The 24,015-nt window shown below is 65.1% G+C and carries 17 protein-coding genes; 13 read left to right on the top strand and 4 right to left on the bottom strand.

Features of this window, described 5'->3' with window-relative positions; genetic code table 11:
• The first annotated feature begins 24 nt into the window (after positions 1–24).
• Both LB528_RS01780 and LB528_RS01775 read left to right on the top strand, forming a co-directional pair.
• Positions 25–261, top strand: coding sequence for a hypothetical protein (locus tag LB528_RS01780; RefSeq protein ID WP_224713630.1), 237 nt, complete (start codon positions 25–27; stop codon positions 259–261).
• Positions 239–2,185 carry a GtrA family protein gene (locus LB528_RS01775; RefSeq protein WP_224713629.1) on the top strand — a complete coding sequence of 649 codons (1,947 nt, stop codon included), beginning with the start codon at positions 239–241 and terminating at the stop codon, positions 2,183–2,185. The genes LB528_RS01780 and LB528_RS01775 overlap by 23 nt, the downstream gene beginning before the upstream one ends.
• Positions 2,186–2,228: 43 nt before the next feature.
• Here LB528_RS01775 and LB528_RS01770 read toward each other — a convergent pair whose 3' ends face one another.
• The 4 genes from LB528_RS01770 to LB528_RS01755 all read right to left on the bottom strand — a co-directional run bounded on the left by LB528_RS01770 (position 2,229) and on the right by LB528_RS01755 (position 6,451).
• Positions 2,229–3,404: a glycosyltransferase family 87 protein gene (locus LB528_RS01770; RefSeq protein ID WP_224713787.1), complete on the bottom strand. Its 1,176-nt coding sequence runs from the start codon at positions 3,402–3,404 to the stop codon at positions 2,229–2,231.
• Positions 3,405–3,515: 111 nt separating this feature from the next.
• Positions 3,516–4,133 (bottom strand): alpha-ketoglutarate-dependent dioxygenase AlkB family protein, encoded by a 618-nt coding sequence (locus tag LB528_RS01765; protein WP_224713628.1) that lies wholly within the window; start codon positions 4,131–4,133, stop codon positions 3,516–3,518.
• A 186-nt stretch (positions 4,134–4,319) separates the two neighbouring features.
• Positions 4,320–4,757: an alternative ribosome rescue aminoacyl-tRNA hydrolase ArfB gene (arfB, locus tag LB528_RS01760; protein ID WP_224514907.1), complete on the bottom strand. Its 438-nt coding sequence runs from the start codon at positions 4,755–4,757 to the stop codon at positions 4,320–4,322.
• Positions 4,758–4,840: 83 nt separating this feature from the next.
• Positions 4,841–6,451, bottom strand: a complete 1,611-nt coding sequence (locus tag LB528_RS01755; RefSeq protein WP_224713627.1) for a phosphoenolpyruvate carboxykinase — start codon at positions 6,449–6,451, stop codon at positions 4,841–4,843.
• A gap of 340 nt (positions 6,452–6,791) precedes the next feature.
• Between LB528_RS01755 and LB528_RS01750 the strand changes: the two genes are divergently transcribed.
• The 11 genes from LB528_RS01750 (at position 6,792) to addA (ending at position 23,968) form a co-directional block, all read left to right on the top strand.
• On the top strand, positions 6,792–7,493 hold the full coding sequence (locus tag LB528_RS01750; RefSeq protein WP_126063331.1) for a response regulator transcription factor: 702 nt from the start codon (positions 6,792–6,794) through the stop codon (positions 7,491–7,493).
• Between the two features lie 137 nt (positions 7,494–7,630).
• On the top strand, positions 7,631–9,415 hold the full coding sequence (locus LB528_RS01745; RefSeq protein WP_318012260.1) for a sensor histidine kinase: 1,785 nt from the start codon (positions 7,631–7,633) through the stop codon (positions 9,413–9,415).
• A 14-nt stretch (positions 9,416–9,429) separates the two neighbouring features.
• On the top strand, positions 9,430–9,891 hold the full coding sequence (locus LB528_RS01740; protein ID WP_224713626.1) for an HPr kinase/phosphorylase: 462 nt from the start codon (positions 9,430–9,432) through the stop codon (positions 9,889–9,891).
• Positions 9,892–10,055: 164 nt separating this feature from the next.
• A complete protein-coding gene (locus tag LB528_RS01735) occupies positions 10,056–10,457 on the top strand; it encodes a PTS sugar transporter subunit IIA (protein WP_027166957.1) in 402 nt (133 codons plus the stop codon).
• The gene (locus LB528_RS01730; protein ID WP_041000039.1) at positions 10,454–10,750 is read left to right on the top strand and encodes an HPr family phosphocarrier protein; all 297 of its coding nucleotides are present in this window, start codon (positions 10,454–10,456) and stop codon (positions 10,748–10,750) included. The genes LB528_RS01735 and LB528_RS01730 overlap by 4 nt, the downstream gene beginning before the upstream one ends.
• A gap of 167 nt (positions 10,751–10,917) precedes the next feature.
• A complete protein-coding gene (gene ahcY / locus LB528_RS01725; protein WP_224713625.1) occupies positions 10,918–12,318 on the top strand; it encodes an adenosylhomocysteinase in 1,401 nt (466 codons plus the stop codon).
• A 189-nt stretch (positions 12,319–12,507) separates the two neighbouring features.
• Complete coding sequence (locus LB528_RS01720; RefSeq protein ID WP_224713624.1) at positions 12,508–15,087, top strand: sensor histidine kinase; 2,580 nt, start codon at positions 12,508–12,510, stop codon at positions 15,085–15,087.
• A gap of 10 nt (positions 15,088–15,097) precedes the next feature.
• A complete protein-coding gene (tsaE, locus tag LB528_RS01715; RefSeq protein WP_224713623.1) occupies positions 15,098–16,609 on the top strand; it encodes a tRNA (adenosine(37)-N6)-threonylcarbamoyltransferase complex ATPase subunit type 1 TsaE in 1,512 nt (503 codons plus the stop codon).
• Positions 16,606–17,328 carry a nucleotidyltransferase family protein gene (locus LB528_RS01710; protein ID WP_224713622.1) on the top strand — a complete coding sequence of 241 codons (723 nt, stop codon included), beginning with the start codon at positions 16,606–16,608 and terminating at the stop codon, positions 17,326–17,328. The genes tsaE and LB528_RS01710 overlap by 4 nt, the downstream gene beginning before the upstream one ends.
• Positions 17,325–20,459 carry a double-strand break repair protein AddB gene (gene addB, locus LB528_RS01705; protein WP_224713621.1) on the top strand — a complete coding sequence of 1,045 codons (3,135 nt, stop codon included), beginning with the start codon at positions 17,325–17,327 and terminating at the stop codon, positions 20,457–20,459. Before LB528_RS01710 ends, addB begins: the two co-directional genes overlap by 4 nt.
• A complete protein-coding gene (gene addA / locus LB528_RS01700) occupies positions 20,456–23,968 on the top strand; it encodes a double-strand break repair helicase AddA (RefSeq protein WP_224713620.1) in 3,513 nt (1,170 codons plus the stop codon). The genes addB and addA overlap by 4 nt, the downstream gene beginning before the upstream one ends.
• Positions 23,969–24,015: the final 47 nt, after the last annotated feature.

Here is a 24,015-nt window from a genome sequence, read left to right as displayed (position 1 = left end):
CCAGCGGGTGTCGGGAGGCAACCGGTGATCAACGCGGGCAATGCCGCCGGCCGCAAGGCCCTTTGTTGTGCCTTCGACGAGGCGGCCGTGCTGATCGGCAGGCAGAAAGCGGGCCGATTGTTGAAGGCCGCCGGGCTTAGCGAAATCGAAGGCCGGCACTTCCTGTTGCTTCCTTTCGCCAACGCTGTCGCACGCAGGGCCGAAAGCTGGGTCTCGCACCTGTCATTGGGAGCGCACTGTGTTTGCAGCGGCCGCGTCTGACCCGTTAGCAAGCCCTCGATCGATCCGGTTTCTGGTGACCGGCATTGGCGCGACGCTGCTCTATGCCCTGCTTGCCGCGGCATTTTCGACAGCAATGAGCCCGGTCTTGGCTTCGCTATTCGCCTACGCCCTGGCCGCGACCTTCTCCTATGCCGGGCACACATACTTCAACGGTGCGCACCGCCTTGAAGTACCGCGCTTCGCGGTGCTGACGCTGGTCGGCCTGGCGATGTCCTTCGTGCTCCCGCTCACGTTGTCGGAAAGGCTCGCCCTGCCGGCGTGGATCCCCATCGCGCTGACCTGCCTGCTCGTCGCGCTCATCAATTATGTGGTGCTTCGCCACTGGGCCTTCGGAAAGGCTCTCGCCGAACCGGGGAGTGTCCCCCGAATGAACGTGTTGCAGGAGCGCCTGCCGGCGATACCAGTACTCCTGACCTTGCTTGTGGCCGTCTACGCAGCCTGGCTGGCCGTTGCCATCGTGCCGACCAATGTCGACGTTTCATGGTTGCTGGTCGTGTGCGATCGGCTGCTGAACGGCGAGCATCTGCATACCGACATCGTGGAGATCAATCCGCCGTTCTCCGTCTGGATGTACATGCCGTTCATGTTCCTGGAGCGGCTGACCGGTGGCCGCGCCGAACTCTGGTTGATCCTGGGCGTGATCGGGCTCGCGCTGGCAAGCCTTGCGTTTTCAGCCCGCATCCTGGCGCGTGCCGACCCGATCTATTTTCAACCTCGTTTCATTTGGGTCTTGCCTGCGGCGTTTCTGCTGATCGTCTGTTTCCAGCCCCATGAATTCGGGCAGCGAGAGCATTTCTCCATCATAGCGATCCTGCCTTGGATTGCGTTGCAATGCGCCCGCCAGCGCGCGTCTGACTTCGCGGCGGGCTCGAGACTGGAACAAATGCTTGCGGGCGTGTGCGCCGCCATCGTGGTCATGGTCAAGCCGCCGCATTTCGCCCTCGCCTTTGTCCTGCCGGCGGCCTTGTTGGCCATCCAGCGTCGTTCCCTCAAGCCATTGCTTGTCCCGGAAAACATCACTGGCGCGGCAATCGTCGCGTTCTATGTTGCCTATATCGTTGTGTTCCAGACACAATTCATTACCGAGATCCTGCCTTTGGCGAGAGACGTGTACCTGCCCGCGCGGGAGCCGCTTCTGGCGCTGCTGGACTGGCCCAGGGAACTCATCCTTCTGGCAATTGCGACGGTGCTTCTGGCTGACGGCTTCCAGCGTATGCATTGGGACGCAAAAATTCCGCTTCTCGCCGCATTTGGACTGCTTCCCGCCTTCCTGATCATGGGCAAGGGCTGGCCTAACCATGCCATGCCCATGATTGTTCTCGGCACCCTTGCGTTTGGCATGCAGCTGCTGCACGGCGAGAGTCCGGGCAGATTGAAGCTCATCGGCAAAACGGCCGCCATTTTCGGCTGCTTTCTGGTGCTGCAGCTGACGGCCAAAATTCAATGGTTTACACTGACCAATGACTATAGCCCGCTGGAACGCTCCATCGCTTCAATTCAACAGGTCGACCGCAACCCGACGATCGTCTCGCTCGCAGCAAGGCTGCAAGTGGCACATCCGCTCTCGCGACGGGTCGGCGGCCATTTCGTCTCGCGATATCCGTCGGCATCGATGGTTTTCGATGCCGACAAGCTTGCCGAAACAGGCGACGATCCGCAGATCAGACGCCGGCTCGCCGATATACGCGATCGCATGATTGGACAACTGGCCGACGAGATCGCAACCAAGAGACCGGATATCGTGCTCTACGGCGACGAGACCGGACCAGACTGGGGCAATCTCATGCTGCGCGATCCAAGGATCGCACTCGAATTGCATCAATACAGCATCCTGCACCAGGAGCCGGGGATAAGAGTGTATTTCCGCAAGCATTTTGCTGCCGGCGGTGAAGCGGCGAAATAACACCGAACCGCTGCAGGACGCTGCTCCAGCCTTGGCCATCGTTCTATGTCACGGCAGGCTCCCTGCCCATTTCAGCCCTGCGGTTTCGGGCCAGTATCGAAATCAGCATCCAGGCGCCGAGCGAGAGCGGCACCAGAACACCAACGAAAAACCCGGCATTGTTCAAGATATGCGCGAGAAAGGGATAGAGCCAACATAGCGCGAGAAGAAGCCGGGGCGGTCTTGACGCCATTGTGAACAGCATGGCAACCGCGACCGCGATACCGATCATGTCGTAGGTGTAGCCGTAGGGCGTGGCAAGAATTGCAAGGACAGCGGTAAGCGCCACGCGTTCCTGATGCGGGACCCGGCGCCCCGGCCACCAGAGCCAGACCGCCGCGGCGATGGAAGCGATCGTCGCGATCGCCTGCGCACCATAGGCCGCGGCCAGCCCAAAGCCGCTTACCCTCGCCGTGAAGAACACCGTGACCGCATTGTAGTGGTAGGGCTGCGGAAAAGGTGCCTCCATGATCGCCGTCATAAAGGGACGGGTTTCGGTCAGGAACAGGCGCCAGACATCGAAGCCGAAGAACAGGCCGGTGGCGATAGCGATCATGACCGTGGTCCCGATGGCGGCGAACATAGCCCGCCAGTTGCCGCTGGCGAGCAGGCAGAAGGGCACCAGGATGCCGAGATGCGGCTTGATCGTCAGCAGGCCGAACAGGGTACCGGCCAGCAGCGGACGCCTGGGCGCTACCGCGAGGCCTCCGATCAACAGCGCGGTGGTCAACGCGCCGTTCTGGCCGAACACCGAGTTCCAGATGACCGCGGGACTCAAGACGATCGCCAGTTCCACCGCAATCCCAAGCTTCAGCGGTCGGATTGCGAGCCACAGACACAGAACGGTTCCAACCGTCCAGATCAGATAGGCGGGCAGGATCGGCAAGGTTGCAAGCGGAACGCCGAGCAAGAGAATGCTCGGCGGGTAGCTCCATTCCTGATTTGGAAGATCGGGCGAGAACATGGCGCGCAGCGCGGTGCGGTAGGCATCCACGTCGAAAAGGACGGCAACGTGGCCTTCCATGGCCATGCGGGAGCCGGCCCAGAGATTTGTGAAATCCCAGTAGGGGAGCTTGCGCGAGAGCAGCGACAAGCCATCGGGACGATAGGCCCACAATGTGCGCAGGTAAAACTCGGCCATCCAGAAGCCGATCACCGTCACGATGGTCACGGTGGCCACGTCCAAGAGGCGTCGGATCCTGATTCGGCTCGGTTCCATGGCAATCCCGGCTGTCCGAGCTTTTCTTAGGCTTTTGTCCTTAAGATCGTGTTGCCCCGGCGCCAGGCATGCTCAGGCAGGCACCGTCACCCGCCGCAACGTCAGATTGATGCGGCCGCCATTCTTCAGCAGCGCCGATGTCGCGGGATAGATGCGGTCGACGCCGTGGAAGGCGAGGCGCCCTTCGCCGCCAAGCACGACGACGTCGCCGCTCTTCAGCCTGAACGACTTGGTGCCGCCCTCGCGCCTGTCCTGGCCGACCCGGAAGAGGCAGTTATCGCCCAGCGAGACCGACACCACCGGCGCGTTGAAATCCTGCTCGTCGCGGTCCTGATGCAGGCCCATTTTGGCATCCGCCGCATAAAAGTTGACCAGGCAGGCCTCGGGCGGATGCGGATAGGCCGAAACCTCGCGCCACACTTTCAGCAAGGCGTCCGGGATTGGCGGCCACGGCTCGCCCGTCACCGGATGTGTCGGCTGGTAGCGATAGCCGCGCTCCTTGTCGGTGACCCAGCCAAGCGCGCCGCAATTGGTCATGCGCACGCTCATCTCCTTGCCGGTGCGCGGCATTGCCGGCACGTAGAGCGGTGCTGCCTGCACGACGCGCCTGATTTCCTCGACCAGCGCTTCCTGCGCCGGGCGCGCGAGGTAACCCGGCATATGGCGGACGCCTTTGGGCAGAACGAGCATGGGTCGATCCGTTTTATCCGCAGAGTCGGGTTATTTCAGGTCGAATCGACCTGAAATCATCCGACTCCAAATCAAAGAGATAGAGCATGATTTCGTCCGAAAACCGCTTCACGCTTTTCCGCATCATGCTCTGAGCCTGCCATCCTTCAAAAAAGACGGCGACCCGAAAACTGCGGCTTTGCCGGATCAGTCGCTTTCCACCCGACCGCGCAGCTTTTTCACCGTCGACCGGCCTGCCTTGCTCTTGAGGCGGCGCTCCACGGCGCCTTTGGACGGCCTGGTCTTCTTGCGCGGCGGCGGCGGCGGCTCGGCCGCCTTGGCGATCAACGCCGTCAGCCGCGACCGCGCGTCGGCGCGGTTCTGCTCCTGCGTGCGGAAGCGGCCGGCCTCGATGACGATGACGCCGTCCTTGGTGGCGCGCTGACCGGCTAGCTTGAGGGCGCGCTCGCGCACGCGCTCGGACAGGCCGGATGCGTTCGCCACGTCGAAGCGCAGCTGTACGGCGGTCGCCACCTTGTTGACGTTCTGGCCGCCTGGGCCGGAGGAACGGATGAAGTCCTCATGCAGGTCGCCAGGACGGATGACCGCTTCGCCGGTGATGATGATGTCGTCGTCGCTCGCCATGCACGCAGTCATGGCGTGGCGGCGGCAAAAAGAAAAGGCCCGACGCAAGACGGGCCCTGGAGGAAAGGTATTAGCAGTGATCGCTATTCAGCCGCTTCCTGCAGGCGCGGCGCGGCGCCCAGGATAGTGGCGTCGACGTGACGTTCGAACTTCTCGAAATTGGTCGCGAACATGTTGACCAGCTTCGCGGCCTGGCGGTCATAGGCAGCCTTGTCGGCCCAGGTCGAGCGCGGGTCGAGAATGGCGCTGTCGACGCCAGGCACCGCCACCGGCACCTCGAAGCCGAAATTGGCGTCGGTGCGGAACTCGGCCGACTTCAACGAACCGTCGAGCGCGGCGCTCAGCAAGGCGCGCGTCACCTTGATCGGCATCCGGCGGCCGGTGCCATAGGCGCCCCCGGTCCAGCCGGTGTTGACCAGCCAGCAGTCGACGCCATGGCTGGCGATGAGCTCGCGTAGCAGGTTGCCGTATTCGGACGGATGGCGCGGCATGAACGGGGCGCCGAAACAGGTCGAAAAGGTCGCCTCCGGCTCGGTGACGCCCTTTTCCGTGCCGGCAACCTTGGCGGTATAGCCCGACAGGAAATGGTACATCGCCTGCGCCGGCGTCAGCCTGGCGATCGGCGGCATGACGCCGAAGGCGTCGGCGGTCAGCATGATGATGTTCTTCGGGTGACCGGCGCGGCCGGTCTTCGAGGCGTTGGGGATGAAATCCAGCGGATAGGCGCAGCGCGTGTTTTCGGTAAGGCTGCCGTCATTGAAGTCCGGAACGCGGCCGGCGTCGAGCACGACGTTTTCAAGCACCGTGCCGAAGCGCTGCGTGGTGGCGAAGATTTCCGGCTCGGCTTCGGCCGAGAGCCTGATCGTCTTGGCGTAGCAGCCGCCCTCGAAATTGAAGATGCCGTGCGGACCCCAGCCATGCTCGTCGTCGCCGATCAGCGTGCGCGACGGATTCGCGGAGAGGGTGGTCTTGCCGGTGCCGGACAGGCCGAAGAACACCGCCGCGTCGCCATCCGGCCCCTCACTGGCCGAGCAGTGCATCGGCATCACGCCCTTTGCCGGCAGCAGATAGTTCAGCATGGTGAAAACCGACTTCTTCATCTCGCCGGCATAGGAGGTGCCGCCGATCAACACGATCTGGCGGGTGAGATCGACCGCGATCACCGTTTCGGTACGGGTGCCGTGACGCGCCGGATCGGCGCGGAAGGAGGGCAGGTCGATGATCGTCATCTGCGGCACGAAACGCTCGAGCTCCGCGGCTTCGGGACGGATCAGGAGATTGCGGATGAACAGCGAATGCCAGGCGAATTCAGTGACGACCCGGGTCGGCAGCTTGAGATCGGCGTCGGCACCGCCGACGAGGTCCTGCACGTAGAGATCCTTGCCGGCTGCATGGGCTTTGAAGTCCGCAAGCAGCGCTTCGAACTCACCTGCCGATATCGCCTTGTTGTTGTCCCACCAGACATGCGGACCGGTGCTGTCATCGCGCACGACGAACTTGTCCTTCGGCGAGCGGCCGGTATGCTGGCCGGTCTCGGCGACCAGCGCGCCCCGCGCGGTCAGCCGTGCCTCGCCGAGCCGGATCGCTTCCTCATAGAGTTCGGCCGCGCCGAGATTATAGCGCACCATGCCCGTGGTCGTCAGGCCGATCGCGTCGATGGCGCAGTCGGGGTTGCGTTTGCCGGCTTCCGACATCAAATTTCCTCTCTGGATTTGGCCGCATGTGACGGGAGGTTTCCCGGAGCCGGCACAGGGCTGCCCAGGTTCAGAACCAGAAAAGCCGAATGATATCAAATCATTAATCGATTTAAAAAATTTGAAAGTTGTTTAAATCGTTTATATGTGCAAAAAACCATAGAGGTTGCCCAAAGGATTGGCAGGCTCGTTCGTCCAATCCCACTATGGGTGCAATCGTGTGTAGCGGCAGGCCGCCCGTGACTTCGGCCACGGCCCGTGCCACATTTTGTACCCAATTTGTCCTGCAAAAGCCCCTTCTCGACGACAGAAGGGACAGCTCATGAGGGAGCCGCTTGAAATGGCAACAATCGCGCTTGTCGACGACGACCGCAACATTCTGACTTCGGTGTCGATCGCGCTCGAGTCCGAGGGCTATCGGGTCGAAACCTACACCGATGGCGCGTCGGCGCTGGAAGGCCTGGCGGCGCGGCCGCCTAACCTTGCCATCCTCGACATCAAGATGCCGCGCATGGACGGCATGGAGCTGTTGCGCCGCATGCGCCAGAAGTCGGACCTGCCGGTCATCTTCCTGACGTCGAAGGACGACGAGATCGACGAATTGTTCGGCCTCAAGATGGGTGCCGACGACTTCATCCGCAAACCGTTCTCGCAGCGCCTCCTTGTCGAGCGCGTGCGCGCGGTGCTGCGCCGCACCAGCGCCCGCGAGGCGGCGGCCAAGGCGCCCACCCAGCAGGCCCGCTCCCTCGAACGCGGCCAGCTCGTGATGGACCAGGAGCGGCACACCTGCACCTGGAAGGGCGAGCCGGTGACGCTGACGGTGACCGAGTTCCTCATCCTGCATTCGCTGGCGCAGCGCCCCGGCGTGGTAAAAAGCCGTGATGCGCTTATGGATTCGGCCTATGATGAACAGGTCTATGTCGACGACCGCACCATCGACAGCCACATCAAGCGGCTGCGCAAGAAGTTCAAGGCCGTCGACGACGACTTCGAGATGATTGAAACTCTTTACGGAGTCGGATACCGGTTCCGCGAGGCATGAATAGGCAGTAGTGAGTAGGCAGCAGGGAACAGTCGGCAGTCAGTTTTGAATGGTGCTAACGGCCCCATAGTCGCAACCATTTCTCTATTCCCTACCGCCTTCTGCCTACTCACCAATTAAGCAGGGCCTGCTATTCGATGGCAGTGGAAGTAGAGCGAGGCAGACGGGCGGGCGCGGCGAGGCGCCCGCCGCGGATCGTGCCCGCCTTCGTGTCGAAATTCACGGTGCCGATGCGCCGGTTTCTCGGCCATCATATCTTCTCCAGCCTGACGCGGCGCATCCTGTTCCTCAACATGGCCGGCCTCGCCGTGCTGGTCACCGGCATCCTCTATCTCAACACCTTCCGCGACGGGCTGATCGACGCGCGCGTCGAAAGCCTGATGACGCAGGGCGAGATCATCGCCGGCGCGATCGCGGCTTCGGCGACCGTCGAGACCGACTCGATCAGCATCGACCCGGAAAAGCTGCTGGAGTTGCAGGCCGGCGAGAGCCTTGGGCCGGGCTCCGACCAGCTCGACAATCTCGATTTCCCGATCAATCCGGAACGCGTCGCGCCGGTGCTCAGGCGCTTGATCTCGCCGACGCGCACACGCGCCCGCATCTATGACCGCGACGCCAATCTGCTGCTCGATTCGCGGCATCTCTATTCGCGCGGCCAGATCCTGCGCTACGACCTGCCGCCGGTCGAGGACGAGCAGCCGGACCTCCTGGAACGGGTCGAGAAATTCATCTTCGACTTCTTCCGCAACAAAGACCTGCCGGTCTATCACGAGCAGCCCGGCGGCAATGGCGCGGCCTTCCCGGAAGTGGTCAAGGCGCTGACCGGCAGCCCCTCGACCATCGTGCGGGTGAGCGAGCAGGGCGAGCAGATCGTCTCCGTCGCGGTGCCGATCCAGCGCTTCCGCGCCGTGCTCGGAGTGCTGATGCTGTCCACCGAGGGCGGCGATATCGACAAGATCGTCGCGGCCGAGCGCAAGGCGATCCTGCGCGTGTTCGGGGTGGCGGCCCTCGTCACCGCGATCCTGTCGTTGCTCCTGGCATCCACCATCGCCAATCCGCTGCGCCGGCTTTCTGCCGCGGCCGTCAGGGTGCGACGCGGCGTCAAGAGCCGCGAGGAAATCCCCGATTTTTCCGATCGTCAGGACGAGATCGGCAATTTGTCCATTGCCGTGCGGGACATGACCAACGCGCTTTATGCGCGCATCGAGGCAATCGAAAGCTTCGCGGCCGACGTGTCGCATGAACTGAAGAACCCGCTGACGTCGCTGCGCAGCGCGGTCGAGACGCTGCCTTTGGCGAAAAATGATACGTCTCGCGCGCGTCTGATGGAGATCATTCAGCACGACGTGAAGCGGCTCGACCGGCTGATCACCGACATCTCCGACGCATCGCGGCTCGACGCCGAGCTTGCGCGCGACGACGCGGCGACGGTCGACCTGAAGAAGTTCATCACCGATCTCATCGCGGTCTCGCGCGAGACGACGCGCAACAAAAAGGCGGTCGAGATCGAGCTCAAGGTGGCCAAGCTGCCGGCCGGCGCTCGAGGCTATTTCGTCGTCGGCCACGACCTCAGGATCGGCCAGGTCATCACCAACCTAATCGAGAACGCGCGCTCCTTCGTGCCCGACGAGCATGGGCACATCGCGATCTCATTGGCTCGCGCGGGCAAGTTCAACATCATCACCGTCGACGACAACGGCCCGGGGATCCGGGCCGAGACGATCGACCGCATCTTCGAGCGCTTCTACACCGACCGGCCAGCCGGCGAGGCATTCGGCCAGAACTCCGGCCTCGGCCTATCGATCAGCCGGCAGATCGTCGAGGCGCATGGCGGCACGCTGACGGCCGAGAACATCCCCGGCACCAAGCCCGGCGAGATCAAGGGCGCGCGTTTCGTGGTGACGCTGCCCGCGGAAGGCTGATCGCCGAACCGAACATGCCGGACAGCGCCACGAAACCCCGCAACATCCATGGTACGGCCCTCCTGATCGGCGAGCATGGCGTGCTGATCACCGGCCCGTCCGGCTTCGGCAAGACGACGCTGGCGCTGGCGCTTATCGATCATTGCCGAACCCGCGGCGTGTTTTCCCGGCTGGTCGGCGACGACCAGTTGTTTGCGACCGCGCATGGCGGCCGGCTGGTGTGCCGCGCGCCGCCCACCATCGCCGGGCTCTGCGAGGTGCACGGCATCGGACCGCGGCCGCTGGCCTTCGAGCCGGCCGCTGTGGTCGATCTGGTGGTTCGGCTAGTCGAACCGGCCGACATGGCGCGTCTGCAGGACGAAGCCGCAGAGACGATCGGCGGATGCCGGCTGCCCCGCATCGACGTCGTCCGGCAAAATGTCACCGCCGCTCTGCCCATGCTGATGGCGCGGCTGTCGATCCGGCCTTTTTCGTGATCCGCTAGGGGTTTTTTGTTGCGATGCGTCAAAATGGCCCGGACCGCCGCAATTTTGGGCTTGTCAACCGGCCGTGCGTCGACAAGATAGCGCTCCCGCCGCCTGGAATGGCTGGCGAACATAAGATACGCCTGTGAAGCGGCGATGACGGGAGCCACCAGAGAATGATCGGACTCGTGCTCGTGACGCACGGTCAACTCGCCACCGAGTTCCGGCATGCCGTGGAGCATGTCGTCGGGCCGCAAGACAATTTCGAAACCGTGGCGATCGGCGCCGACGACGACATGGAGCAGCGCCGGGCCGACATCGTCGACGCGGTGGCGCGCGTCGACACTGGAGCCGGCGTCATCGTGCTCACCGACATGTTCGGCGGCACACCCTCCAATCTCGCCATCTCGGTGATGGAATCCGGCCGCACCGAGGTCATCGCCGGCATGAACCTGCCGATGCTGATCAAGCTCTCCTCGATCCGCAAGGGTGACAACATGGCTGCCGCGCTCGACGAAGCGCAGGCGGCGGGCCGCAAATACATCAACGTCGCCAGCCAGCTCCTGAGCAGCAAATGAACGCATCGGCGCCGCAGACGGACGAGGTTGTGCGGGAGTTCCCGATCATCAATCAGCGCGGCCTGCATGCGCGCGCTTCGGCCAAGTTCGTCCAGGTCGCCAGCGGCTTCGACGCCACCATCCATGTCGAGAAGGACGGCGTGAAGGTCGGTGGCACGTCGATCATGGGCCTGATGATGCTGGCGGCGAGCCCGGGCTATTCGATCCGCGTCATCGCCAGCGGCCCTGAGGCCGTGCCGGCCATGGACGCGCTGGAGCAGCTGGTCGCCTCGCGTTTCGGCGAGGAAATCTGATCGCGCAACGCTCGTGTGTTGCGCTCTCAAGACATGCGCGCATAAAGATTTCTTTATGTCCCATTGTCGTATGGCGGCCGATCTGCTAGTCAGGCGGCAACCGCGCCCCTTCCACGCGCCTCCCGGCGCCGGCGCGCCTTTGAGAAAAATCACACCGGAGCACTGCCATGACGGGTAGCAAGGACTATGTGGTCGCCGACATCTCGCTTGCCGGCTGGGGCCGCAAGGAGATCGAGATCGCCGAAACCGAAATGCCGGGCCTGATGGCCTGCCGCGAGGAGTTCGGCGCCAAGCAGCCGCTCAAGGGCGCGCGCATCACCGGCTCGCTGCACATGACCATCCAGACGGCGGTTCTGATCGAGACGCTGAAGGCGCTGGGCGCCGACATCCGCTGGGCCTCCTGCAACATCTTCTCGACGCAGGATCATGCCGCGGCGGCCATCGCCGAGGCCGGCGTCCCGGTCTTCGCCGTCAAGGGCGAGTCGCTGGAAGACTATTGGGACTACACCGACCGCATCTTCCAGTGGACCGACGGCGGCACCTCCAACATGATCCTGGACGATGGCGGCGACGCCACCATGTACATTCTGCTCGGCGCGCGCGCCGAGGCCGGCGAGGACGTGCTGTCCAATCCCGGCAGCGAGGAGGAAGAGCTCCTGTTCGCCCAGATCAAGAAGCGCCTGAAGGCCTCGCCGGGCTTCTTCACCAAGCAGCGCGAAGCGATCCGCGGCGTCACCGAGGAGACCACCACCGGCGTCAACCGCCTCTACCAGCTGCAGAAGAAGGGCCTGCTGCCCTTCCCGGCAATCAACGTCAACGATTCCGTCACCAAGTCGAAATTCGACAACAAATATGGCTGCAAGGAATCGCTGGTCGACGGCATCCGCCGCGGCACCGACACGATGATGGCCGGCAAGGTCGCAGTGGTCTGCGGCTATGGCGACGTCGGCAAGGGCTCGTCGGCCTCGCTGCGCGGCGCCGGTGCCCGCGTCAAGGTCACCGAGGTCGACCCGATCTGCGCGCTGCAGGCGGCCATGGACGGCTATGAGGTGGTGACGCTGGAAGACGCCGCCCCCACCGCCGACATCGTCATCACCACAACCGGCAACAAGGACGTCGTCACGCTCGACCATATGCGGGCGATGAAGGACATGGTGATCGTCGGCAATATCGGCCACTTCGACAACGAGATCCAGGTCGCGGCGCTGCGCAATTTGAAATGGACCAACGTCAAGCCGCAGGTCGACCTGATCACCTTCCCGGACGGCAAGCGGATGATCCTTCTGTCCGAAGGACGCCTGCTCAACCTCGGCAACGCCACCGGACATCCGAGCTTCGTCATGTCGGCTTCGTTCACCAACCAGGTGCTGGCGCAGATCGAGCTCTTCACCAAGCACGGCCAGTATCAGAACCAGGTCTATGTGCTGCCCAAGCACCTCGACGAGAAGGTGGCGCGGCTGCATCTCGACAAGCTCGGCGCCAAGCTGACGGAGCTTTCGGGCGAGCAGGCCGCCTATATCGGCGTGACGCCGCAGGGTCCGTACAAGCCGGAACACTACCGCTATTAACCAAAGCTAAATTATCTACCAGATATTGAAGCCGGGTGGTTGACTTTCCGCCCGGCTTTATTTTTTGCGCCAATGATTCTTCACGCCGATTCCGGCAGGCGTTATTGTTGTGATTCGCGGTCCGGGGACATGTTGGGCCGGGACGCATTCAGGGCGGTCTTGCATTCAAGCGGCGAAGAGGACCAAGACATGCCGGGGGATTACCCGCCACGCGCGGGAAAGGCCGTTTCCGGCGGCCATAGGGATTCGAACGAGATCGGCCCGGCCGTGAGCGGCGGCGGTTTTCGCGCCGGCTTGCGGCTGGCCTCGCTTCTTGGCACCTCGGCGCTTGCCGGCCCGCTGCTTGTCTTTGCGGCCCACGCCGATGCGGGCATTCCGGGAAAGGTCGCTGCACCGGTCGGCACCGTTGAGGTCATGCAGCTCGCCATGTTCGTCGGCGTCATGGGCGCCGCCATGGTCTCGGCGATCTTCCTGATCCGCGAGCGTGCCCGCACCGCCTCGCAGAATGTCCAGCTCAGGGCCCGCGTCGCGGACATCAACGCGGCGCTGCAGCGTTCCGAAGCGCTGCTCAACCTGCGCGACCAGCGACTGATCGTCTGGACAATGGACAACAAGAAGCCCGAGCTCATCGGCAGCCTGCCGCTGGAAAGCGGCGCGCCCTACGACAGGTCAGCCTTCCTCGCCTTCGGCCGTTGGCTCATGCCGCGCTCGGCGGCGGCGCTGGAGCACGCGGTCGCCGCGCTGCGCGAACAGGCGAAGGCCTTTGACCTCGTCATCGAAACGCAGGCCGGCGTGCCGCTGGAGGTGCATGGCCGCAAGAGCGCGGCGCATGTGCTGGTGCGCTTCGTGTCGCTGTCGGAGACGCTGCGCAACCAGGCCAGGCTGAAGATCGAGAACCAGCGGCTCAACGCAGAATACGACACCCTGATCGGCCTGCTCGACGCGTTGAAGATGCCGACATGGCTGCGAGCCGCGGACGGGCGATTGCAATGGGTCAACCGCGCCTATGCCGAGGCGGTGGAGGCCGAAAGCCCGGCCGCGGCGGTGCGCGACGCGAAGGAATTCCTTGGCGGCCAGGCGCGCGATCAGATCGCCGAGCAGCACAAGACGCGACCCGTCTTCGAACAGACGCTTTCCACCGTGATCGAAGGCGACCGCCGCATGTTCGCGGTCACCGACTTCGCCGGCGCCGAGGGCTCGGCGGGGCTTGCCTGCGACACCAGCGCGGCCGAGACGATCCGCGCCGAATATGAGCGGACCGTGCGCAGCCATGCCGACACGCTCGACCAGTTGAACACCGCGGTGGCGATCTTCGATACCGAGGAAAAGCTGCGCTTCTTCAACCAGGCCTTCCAGAAGCTCTGGGGCCTCGACTCGGGCTTCCTGCTCAGCGCTCCTTCCAACACGCTGCTGCTCGACCGGCTGCGCTCAGAAGGCAGGATCGCCGAGCAGCCGGAATGGCGGCGCTGGAAGGAAAACCTGCTCAGCGCCTATCGCGCCGTCGAATCGCAGGAGCATTGGTGGCACCTGCCGGACGGCAAGACGATCCGCGTCGTGGCGAACCCACAGCCGAAGGGCGGCGTCACCTGGGTGTTCGAGAACCTGACCGAGAAGATGGACCTCGAAAGCCGCTACCAGACCGCCGTGCGGGTGCAGGGCGAGACGCTGGACAATCTCGCCGAGGGCGTGGTCGTGTTCGGTCCGGACGGGCGGCTGCGGCTGTCCAATCCGGCCTTCGTCGCGCTGTGGGGGTTGACGGCGGAAGCGGTCAAGCCGAACATCCATGTTTCGGTGATCCGCGACCTGTGCGACCAGCGTGCGGCGAACAGCCCGTGGGGCGGCTTCGTCGCCGCGGTCACCGGCTTCGACGACGAGCGCCGCGACCGCCGCGGCCAGATCGAGCTGATGAACGGCGACGTGCTGAGCTATGCGGTGATCCACCTGCCCAATGGCCAGGTGATGATAACCTTCGTCGACGTCACCGACACCGTCAATGTCGAACGGGCGCTGAAGGACAGGAACGAGGCGTTGGAGAAATCCGACCAGTTGAAGAATGAATTCGTGCAGCACGTGTCCTATGAGCTGCGCTCGCCGTTGACCAACATCATCGGCTTCACCGAGCTTCTGTCGCTGCCCGCGACCGGGCCGCTGACGCCCAAGCAGCGCGAATATGTCGAGCATGTCGGCTCGTCCTCATCGGTGCTGCTCACCATCGTCAACGATATCCTCGACCTGGCGACCGTCGATGCCGGCATCATGCAGCTCGACATCTCCGAAATGAGCGTCGACAGGACGATCGCCGCGGCCGCCGAGCTGGTCGCCGACCGGCTGGACGAGCATCAAATCAAGCTCGAGATCGATGCGGCGGAGGCGCCGGCGAGCTTCCATGGCGATGAGACCCGCATCCGCCAGATCCTCTACAACCTGCTCAGCAACGCGGCTAATTATGCGCCGGAGGCAAGCACGATCCGGCTCACCTGCCGCCGGCTGGCCGACGGCGTCGAGTTCTCCGTGCATGACGACGGCCCCGGCATGCCGCCGGATGTGCTGGAATCGGTCTTCCGCCGCTTCGAGCCGCGCACCAATGGCGGGCGGCGGCGCGGCGCGGGGCTCGGGCTCTCGATTGTCAAGAGCTTCGTCGAACTGCATGGTGGAACCGTGCGCATCGAGACCGGTAAGGACAAGGGCACCACGGTGATCTGCACCTTCCCGGACAAGCCTTCCGGGATCCCCGATACGCCGGCGGGCATCCGCGACGCGGCCGAGTAGCGCGGACTACATGGCAGGAACGGTGTTGGAGCGTTTTCTCGCCGACGAGGCGGCAACGGCAAGGCTTGGCGAGGACCTCGCCATGGCGTTGCGCGCGGGCGACGCGATCGCGCTGAAAGGCGATCTCGGCGCCGGCAAGTCGACGCTGGCGCGCGCGCTGATCCGGGCGCTTGCCGACGATACCGGCCTCGAAGTGCCGAGCCCGACCTTCACGCTGGTACAGAGCTACGAGACGCGCGTTCCGGTGCATCATTTCGACCTCTATCGGCTGTCCGCGCCGGACGAGATCGATGAGCTCGGGCTCGACGACGCGCTCAGCCAAGGCGCGGCGCTCATCGAATGGCCGGAACGGGCCGCAGACCGCTTGCCGGAAACGGCGCTGTGGGTCGATCTTGCCGAGCAGGGCGAAGGCCGCGTGGCGCGGCTTTCCGGGCAGGGGCCGGTTTTCGAGCGCGTGGCGCGATCATTGGCGATGCGCGATTTCCTGGCCGCCGCCGGCTGGGGCGAAGCTGCCCGCCGCTATTTCGTCGGCGACGCCTCCGCCCGCTCCTACGAGATCGTCTCGCTGCCAGGCCAAGCGCCGCGCGTGCTGATGAACTCGCCGCGCCTGGTGCTCGGGCCGCCGGTGCGCGACGGCAAGCCCTATGCGGTGATCGCCCACACGGCGCAATCCGTGACCGCCTTCGTCGCCATCGACCGGGCGATCTATGCAGCAGGCGTCAGCGTGCCGGCGATCCATGCCCAGGACCTCGACCAGGGTTTTCTGTTGATCGAACATCTCGGCTCGGAAGGTTTTCTCGGCGAGGACGGCCTGCCCATCGCCGAACGCTACGAAGCGGCGGCCGAGCTGCTGGCCATGATGCATGGCAAGGCCTGGTCCACGCGCATGGAAGCGGCACCCGGCGTGTTCCACGAGGTGCCGCCTTTCGATCGGGAAGCCATGTTGATCGAGGCCGATCTTCTGGTCGACTGGTATGTGCCTTGGATCACCGGCGGACCGGCTAACGATGAATTGCGAGACGGCTATCACCAGGTATGGAATGCGGTGCTCGACCGCCTCGCCGGCAGCGAATACACGCTGATGCTGCGCGACTTCCATTCGCCCAACATCATCTGGCGGGCGGAGCGTTCCGGCCTCGACCGGCTCGGCATCATCGACGTGCAGGACGCGCTGATCGGCCCTGCCGCCTATGACGTCGCCTCCTTGGCTATGGATGCGCGCGTCACCGTCCCGCCCGAGATCGAGCGGCGGACGGTTGCCGCCTATGGCGCGGCCAGGCGCGCCGCCGGCGCTTTCGACGAGGCCGGGTTCGCCGAGGCCTATGCGATCATGGCGGCGCAGCGCAATTCGAAGATCCTCGGCATCTTCGTGCGGCTCGAAAAGCGGGACGGCAAGCCTTACTATCTGAAGCACCTGCCGCGCATCCGCGATTATCTGAGGCGGGCGCTGGCGCATCCGGCGCTGGCCGGCCTGAAGGAATTCTACATGGCCCACGGCCTGCTCGAGGAACGGGTCCCATGAAGCCGACGACCGCGATGGTGCTGGCGGCCGGGCTCGGCAAGCGCATGCGGCCGATCACCGACACGATGCCCAAGCCGCTGGTGACGATCGCCGGCAAGACTTTGCTCGACTGGGGGCTGGACAGCCTGACAGCCGCTGGCGTCACCAAGGCAGTTGTCAACGTGCACTATCTGCCGGAGCAGATCGTCAAGCATGTCGCCAATAGGCGCGCACCGAGGATCGTCATCTCCGATGAGCGCGAGGCGCTGCTGGAATCGGCGGGCGGCATCGTCAAGGCACTGCCGCTTCTGGGCACTGAGTCTTTCTATATCATCAATGCCGATACCTTCTGGATCGACAGCGGTCAGCCTAGCCTCGAGCGTCTTGCCCTTGCATGGGACGCCGCGAGAATGGATATTCTGCTGATGCTTACCGATCTCGACTCAGCGACCGGGCATTGCGTCGGCACGGATTTCCTGGTTGCCCCCGATGGAGCCCTACGGCGCTCGAAGGGTGATCCGGCGGGGTTGATCTATGCCGGCGCCGCCATCATCCATCCGCGCATCTTCAAGGACGCGCCCACAGGCTCGCATTCGCTCAATATCTATTTCGACAAGGCGATCGCCGTAGGGCGCCTGTTCGGCATGAAGATGAACGGACGCTGGATCACCGTCGGCACGCCGGACGCGATCCCTGCCGCCGAAGCGGCCGTCGCCGGCGCGCTCGCGAAGGCGGTATGAGCGGCACGCGCCGCGTCTTTTCCATCCCACCCGGAGCGCCGTTCCTGCCGACGCTGGCGGGGGCGTTGCTCGAGGGACGCCTGATCCCCGGCTTCCGCTTCGATGGTGAGCCGCTGGCGCTGGCCGATGCCACCATCTATGTGCCGACGCGGCGCGCCGCGCGGGCGCTGCGCGGCGCCTTCGTCGACATGCTTTCCGGATTGGGAGGGGGCAGGCGCTCCGCCATCCTGCCGACGGTGCGGCCGCTCGGCGAGTTCGACGAGGATGAGACAGCCTTCGACGCGGAAGCGGCGCCGGCAATAGATCTGGCGCCGCCGATCGCGGCGCAGGAGCGATTGTTGTTGCTGGCGCCGCTCGTGCGCGCCTGGAAGGAAAGCCTCCCGGCGCATGTCAGAGCCCGGTTCAACGAGGAATTCGTCGTGCCGACCTCGGCCGCCGACGCCATCTGGCTGGCGCGCGACCTTGCCCGGCTGATGGATGAGATCGAGACCGAAGGCACGGATTGGGCGAAGCTCGCGACGCTGGTCACCGGCAACCTCGCCGGCTGGTGGCAGGTGACGCTCGATTTCCTCGGCATCGTCACCGACAATTGGCCGGAACTGCTCAAGGAGCGCAACCGTTCCAATCCGGCCGCGCATCGCGGCGCGCTGATCCGCCTGGAAGCGGCGCGGCTGAAGCGCAATCCGCCGGCCGGACCGGTCATCGCCGCCGGCTCGACCGGTTCCATTCCCGCCACCGCCGAACTGCTTGCCGTGATCGCCGGCCTGCCCAACGGCGCCGTCGTGCTGCCCGGGCTCGACCGCGAGCTGGACGATGCATCCTTTGCGGCGATCACCGCGCCCGGCGCGCGTCCGGCAACGCTCGGCCACCCGCAATATGGCCTCGCCAAGCTGATCGGCGGCATCGGCATTCCGCGCCGAGACGTCGAGGACATCGTTGCCGCTCCACCGCCGCTCGCGTTGCGCGCGGCCCTTGTCGGCGAGGCGCTGCGGCCGGCCGAAACAACCGAATACTGGACCGAGACGCGGCCGCGCTTCGCGGCATACAACATCGAACAGGCGCTGGCCGGCGTGACGCTGGTGGAAGCGGCCAACGAACGCGACGAGGCGGTTGCAATCGCCATCGCGCTGAAGCGCGCCGTAGAGGCACCGGGCAAGCGCGCGGCGCTCGTCACCGGCGACCGCGCGCTGGCACGGCGGGTCTCGGCCGAGCTCCTGCGTTTCGGCGTCGTTGCCGACGATTCCGGCGGCGCGCCGCTCATCAACACACCGGCCGCCAGCTTGCTCAGGCTCGCGCTGAGCGCCGCCTTCCGGCCGGGCGATCCGGTCGGCCTGCTTGCCTTGCTCAAGCATCCGCTGCTCGGGCTCGGTCTCGAACGCCCGACCGTGCGCAAGGCGGCGGAGCTTATCGAGCTGGTGGCGCTGCGCGGCGGCACCGGCCGGCCCGATGTCGCATCGCTCGGCGCGCTTTTCGAGGCACGGCTGGCGGAGCTGAGCGGCGACACAAGGCAGCCTTTCTGGTTTTCGCGCCTGACGGTGCGCGGCATCGAGCAGGCGCGAGGTATGCTTAGCCGCCTTACCGACGCGCTCCTGCCGCTCACCGCGATGCGCGACGAGAAAGATGCCGACATCGCGACGCTGACCAGCGCCAGCGTGGTTGCGCTGGAGGATCTTGGCCGCGCTGCCGATGGCAGTCTGGCGGAGCTCTATGCCGGCGACGCCGGCGAAAAACTCGCCGAGCTGCTGCGTGGACTGGTGGCCGCGTCCTCGCCCTTTACTTTCGCCGCTTCGGAGTGGCCCGACGTGATGGAGGCGCTGATCGCGCCCGAGACGGTGAAGCCGGCGCAAGGCACCGACCGCAACATTGCCATCTGGGGCGCGCTGGAAGCCCGACTGCAGAATGTCGACACGCTCGTCGTCGGCGGGCTCAATGAAGGGGTTTGGCCGCGCAAGCCCGAGAGCGACCGCTTCATGTCGCGGCTGATGAAGACAGGCATCGACCTCGAGCCGCCGGAGCGGCGCATCGGCCTTGCCGCGCATGATTTCCAGATGGCGATGGGCGCCGGCGAAGTGGTTCTGACGCGGTCGGCACGCTCCGGCGACGCACCGGCGGTGCCGTCGCGCTGGCTGCAGCGAATCCTGACCTTCATCGGCAAGGAGCCGGCGGCAGCACTTCGCGGCCGCGGCGACGCGCTGCTTGCCTGGGGGCGCGCGCTCGATGCCGGCGAGAAGAAGGATTTTGCCTCCCGCCCGCAGCCCAAGCCGCCGCTCAGCATGCGCCCGCAGCATTTCTCGGTCACCGAGATCGAGACGCTGCGCCGCGACCCCTATGCGATCTATGCGCGGCGTATCCTCGGCCTGATGCGGCTTGAGCCATTGATCCGCGATCCGGGCGCGGCCGAACGCGGCACTTTGTTCCACGAAATCCTGCATTTGTTCTCCCGGCGGGTGGAGGATCCAAGGGCGTCGAGCGCGCTGCCAAATCTCATCGAGGCCGGCCGTCTCTGCTTTGCCGAGGCAAAGCTTCCGCCTGATATCGAGGCCATCTGGTGGCCGCGTTTCGAAAAGCTCGCTGAAAATATCATCGAATGGGAGCATACCCGCGCCGATGCCGTTGCCAGGCGCTACGCCGAGGAGCGCGCCGAGAAGACGGTGGTCGGCCGCACCGGGGTGACGCTTTCCGGCTATGCCGACCGCGTCGACCTGCTTGCCGGCGGCATGGCCGACATCCTCGACTACAAGACCGGCTCCTCGCCCTCGAAAGCGCAGGCGCACACGCTGCTGTCGCCCCAGCTTGCGCTGGAAGGCGCGCTGCTCAGGCGCGGCGCCTTCAAGGAGCTCGGCATTCGTGAACCGTCGCAGCTTGCCTTCGTGCGGCTGAAGCCGAATGGCGAGGTGTTCGAGGAATCGATCCTCGAATACAACCGCAAGCCGCGCACCGCCAACGATCTCTCCGAGGAAGCCTGGGCGCGGCTGGAACGGCTGCTTTTCCACTATGCCTACCCGACCACCGGCTATCTGTCGCGCGCCCTGCCATTCCGCGAGGGCGAAGCGGACGGCGACTACGATCATCTGGCGCGCGTGCTGGAATGGTCGGCCGGCGGCGCCAGCGAAGACGAGGCGGAAGGATGAAATACCCCATCCCTTCCGATACCGCCGCCAGCCAGGCGCGCGCCTCAGATCCCGCCTATTCCGCCTGGGTGTCGGCCAATGCCGGGTCGGGCAAGACGCATGTCTTGGCGCAGCGCGTCATCCGGCTGCTGCTCAACGGCACCGATCCGTCGAAGATCCTCTGCCTCACCTATACGCGGGCGGCCGCCGCCAACATGTCGAACCGCGTGTTCTCGACCCTGTCGGAATGGACGGCGCTGCCCGATGCGGAGCTGGCGCTCAGGATCGCGGCGCTGGACGGCCGCGGCGCCGACCGCGACATGATGCGGCGCGCGCGCCGGCTGTTCGCCGAGGCGCTCGAGACGCCCGGCGGGCTGAAGATCCAGACCATCCACGCCTTCTGCGAATCCGTGCTGCACCAATTCCCGCTCGAAGCCAACATCCCGGCGCATTTCGAGATGCTCGATCCGCAGATGGAGGCCTCGCTGTTCGCCGATGCCCGCCGCGACATGATCTCCGGCGCGGGCGCTGGTGTCGAAGGCTTGGCGGAAGCCTTCGCCACCGTGCTGGAGCGCGGCGGCGAGTTCGGGCTCGATACGCTGCTTGCCGAGATCGTCGGCAAGCGAGACGAATTGCGCGACTTCATCGCCAAGCTCGGCAAGAATCGGGACTTCCGGCCGCTCTTCGCCGAACTCGGCTTCAGGCCCGGTCAGACGGCCGAGGGCATCGCCGCTTCGCTCTGGCCGCTGCCCGGCTTCGACCCCGGCCAGTTCGCGGAATTCGCACATGTCGCCGAAGCCGCCGACGCGCGGCAGGTGCTGAACAATGTCATTCCCTATGCACAAGGCGCATTCGCCGAAGCCGATCCGATCCGCCGGCTACGGCTTCTGGCAAAGGCCTTTCTCAAGGCCGACGGCGACCCCTATGAGCCGCCAAAGATCTTCAAGAAGGCGCTTGTCGACCGGCTGCCGGATCTGCCGGAACGCTACCTCGCGGCAGCCAAGGCCATCCTCGACGTGTCGGATCGGCTGGCGCTGTTCCGCATGCTGGAAGGGACAGCGGCAGCGCTCGCCGTCGCCGGCTGGCTGATCGCGCGCTATGAGCAGTTGAAGCGCGGGCGGGGCTTCCTCGACTTCAACGATCTCATCACCCGCACCGTGAGCCTGCTGTCGCGGCCCGATGCCGGACCATGGGTGCAGTTCAAGCTCGACCAGGGCATCGATCATATCCTGCTCGACGAGGCGCAGGACACCAGCCCGGATCAGTGGGAAGTGGTGAAGAAGCTGACCGAGGAATTCTTTGCCGGGCTTGGCCAGCGCGAGGCGATCAGGCGCACGATCTTTGCCGTCGGCGACGAGAAGCAGTCGATCTATTCCTTTCAAGGCGCCGCGCCTGATTCCTTCGCTGAAAGCCGGCAGTTGTTTGCCGGGCGCGTGCGCGATGCGGAAGCCGCCTTCGCCAATCTCAAGCTCACCTGGTCGTTCCGGTCGAGCGACGACGTGCTGGCCGCCGTCGACCGCGTCTTCGCCGAGCCTGGCGTCAGGCGCGGTATCAGCCACGATCCAGACCCTTTGAGCCACAAGGCGATCCGCAATGACGCGCCGGGCTATGTCGAGGTGTGGCCTTCGATCGGCGCCGAGATGGTCGAGGAGCCGGACGACTGGACCTTGCCGGTCAACCATGCCAGCGCGCCGGCGGTGCGGGTGGCTGAGCATGTCGCCACGACCATCCAGACCTGGCTGCGCAGCGGCGAGGTCATCGAAGGCAAGGGCAGGAAGCTGACCGCGGGCGACATCCTCGTCCTGGTCCGAAAGCGCGATCGCTTCGTACATGCGCTGTCGCGCAGCCTCAAGAACCGGCAGATCCCGGTCGCCGGCGCCGACAGGCTGAGCCTGCCCGGCCATATCGCCGTGCAGGACCTGATCGCGCTTGGACATTTCCTGATCCAGCCGGAAGACGATCTTTCTTTAGCTGCAGTGCTGCGCAGCCCGATCTTCGAGGTCTCCGAAGAGACTTTGCTGGCGCTGGCCGGCGGGAGGCCGAAAGGCCAGTCGCTGATTGCCTCGCTCCGGCAACATGTGGCCGAGGATGTGGGACTCGCCGCTGTCGTTAGCCGGCTTGACGGCTGGGCAACCGAAGTGGCCTTCAAGCCGGTGTTCGAATTCTACGCCGCCGCGCTGGCACGCGACGGCCTGCGCCGCAAGATGACGGCGCGGCTCGGGCCGGAGGCCGGCGATATCCTCGACGAGTTCCTGAGCTTTTGCCTGGCCGAGGAACGCACCGGCCTGCCGGGGCTGGAGTCCTTCCTGTCGACGCTGGAAAATGCCGGCCCCGAGATCAAGCGCGAGATGGACCAGACGCGCGACGAGGTGCGGGTCATGACCGTGCATGCCGCCAAGGGCCTCGAAGCCCCGGTGGTCTTCCTGGTCGATGGCGGCTCGGCGCCGTTCAGCGACCAGCATCTGCCGCGGCTGATGCCGTTCGAGAGCTCCGGCGCGCAATGGAAGGGCAAGGGCTATCTGTGGCGCTCGGCCAGCGATGTCGCCAATGGCGTCTCGAAGGCGGCCTCGGTCCGGGCGCGCGAACTGGCCGATGACGAATACCGGCGGCTGCTCTATGTCGGCATGACGCGCGCCGAGGACCGGCTGATCCTCTGCGGCTATCACGGCAAGCGTCAGCCCAGCACCGGCACCTGGCATTCGATCGTGAGCCGGGCGCTTCTTGGTGCGCCGGAGAGTTCGGAGCGGCGGCATCCGGCGACGGCCGAGGTGGCCGTGCACCGGTTCCACATGACGAAATTGCCGCCGGTGGCACTGACCAGCGTCAACGAGGCAGGGCCCTTCGAGCACACAGCACCGCTGCCTGAAAACCTGTTCCGGCAGCTCCCGCCCTATGAGGAGCTGCCGCGGCCGCTTTCGCCTTCCGGCGCATCGGCGCTGATCGAGGAAGCGAAAGACGCTGCGCCCGATACACGCTCGCCGGTGCTCGACGCCCAGGCCGAGCCCGGCTTTGCGATCATGCGCGGGCTGGCGCTGCACAAATTGCTGCAGATGCTGCCCGGGATCGCGGAGGCGGAGAGGCAAGGCGCGGCCGAGCGCTACCTGGCGCGCGCCGGCGCGGGCTGGCCGGATGGTGAGCGCGACAGGGCGCTGGACGCCGTGCTTGCGATCCTGTCCGACGGCCGCTTCGGCGCGCTGTTCTCGCCATCCTCCCGAGCTGAGGTCGCCGTCATGGGCAGCCTTGAGGTGAAGGGCAGGCTGCGCTCGATCTCCGGCAAGATCGACCGGCTGGCTGTCACACCGGAAAAGGTGTCGATCGTCGACTACAAGACCAACCGGCCGGCGCCCAAAGACCTGACGGAAGTGCCCCCGGCCTATGTGCTGCAGCTTGCGCTCTACCGCGCGCTGCTTCAGCCGCTCTATCCGCGGCGCGAGGTGATGGCGGCGCTGCTCTTCACCGAGACGCCGCGCCTGATCGAGCTGCCGGGCAAGGCCATGGACGATGCCCTTGCCCGACTCACGGGAGCGTGACACAAGAACTGCTTGAAGATCGCCGCCACAACCACCACATTTGGTGC

Origin of the sequence: Mesorhizobium sp. CA4 (assembly GCF_020165075.1) — a bacterium.
Classification (GTDB): Bacteria; Pseudomonadota; Alphaproteobacteria; order Rhizobiales; family Rhizobiaceae; genus Mesorhizobium.
This window is presented reverse-complemented; position numbering and strand designations above follow the sequence as displayed.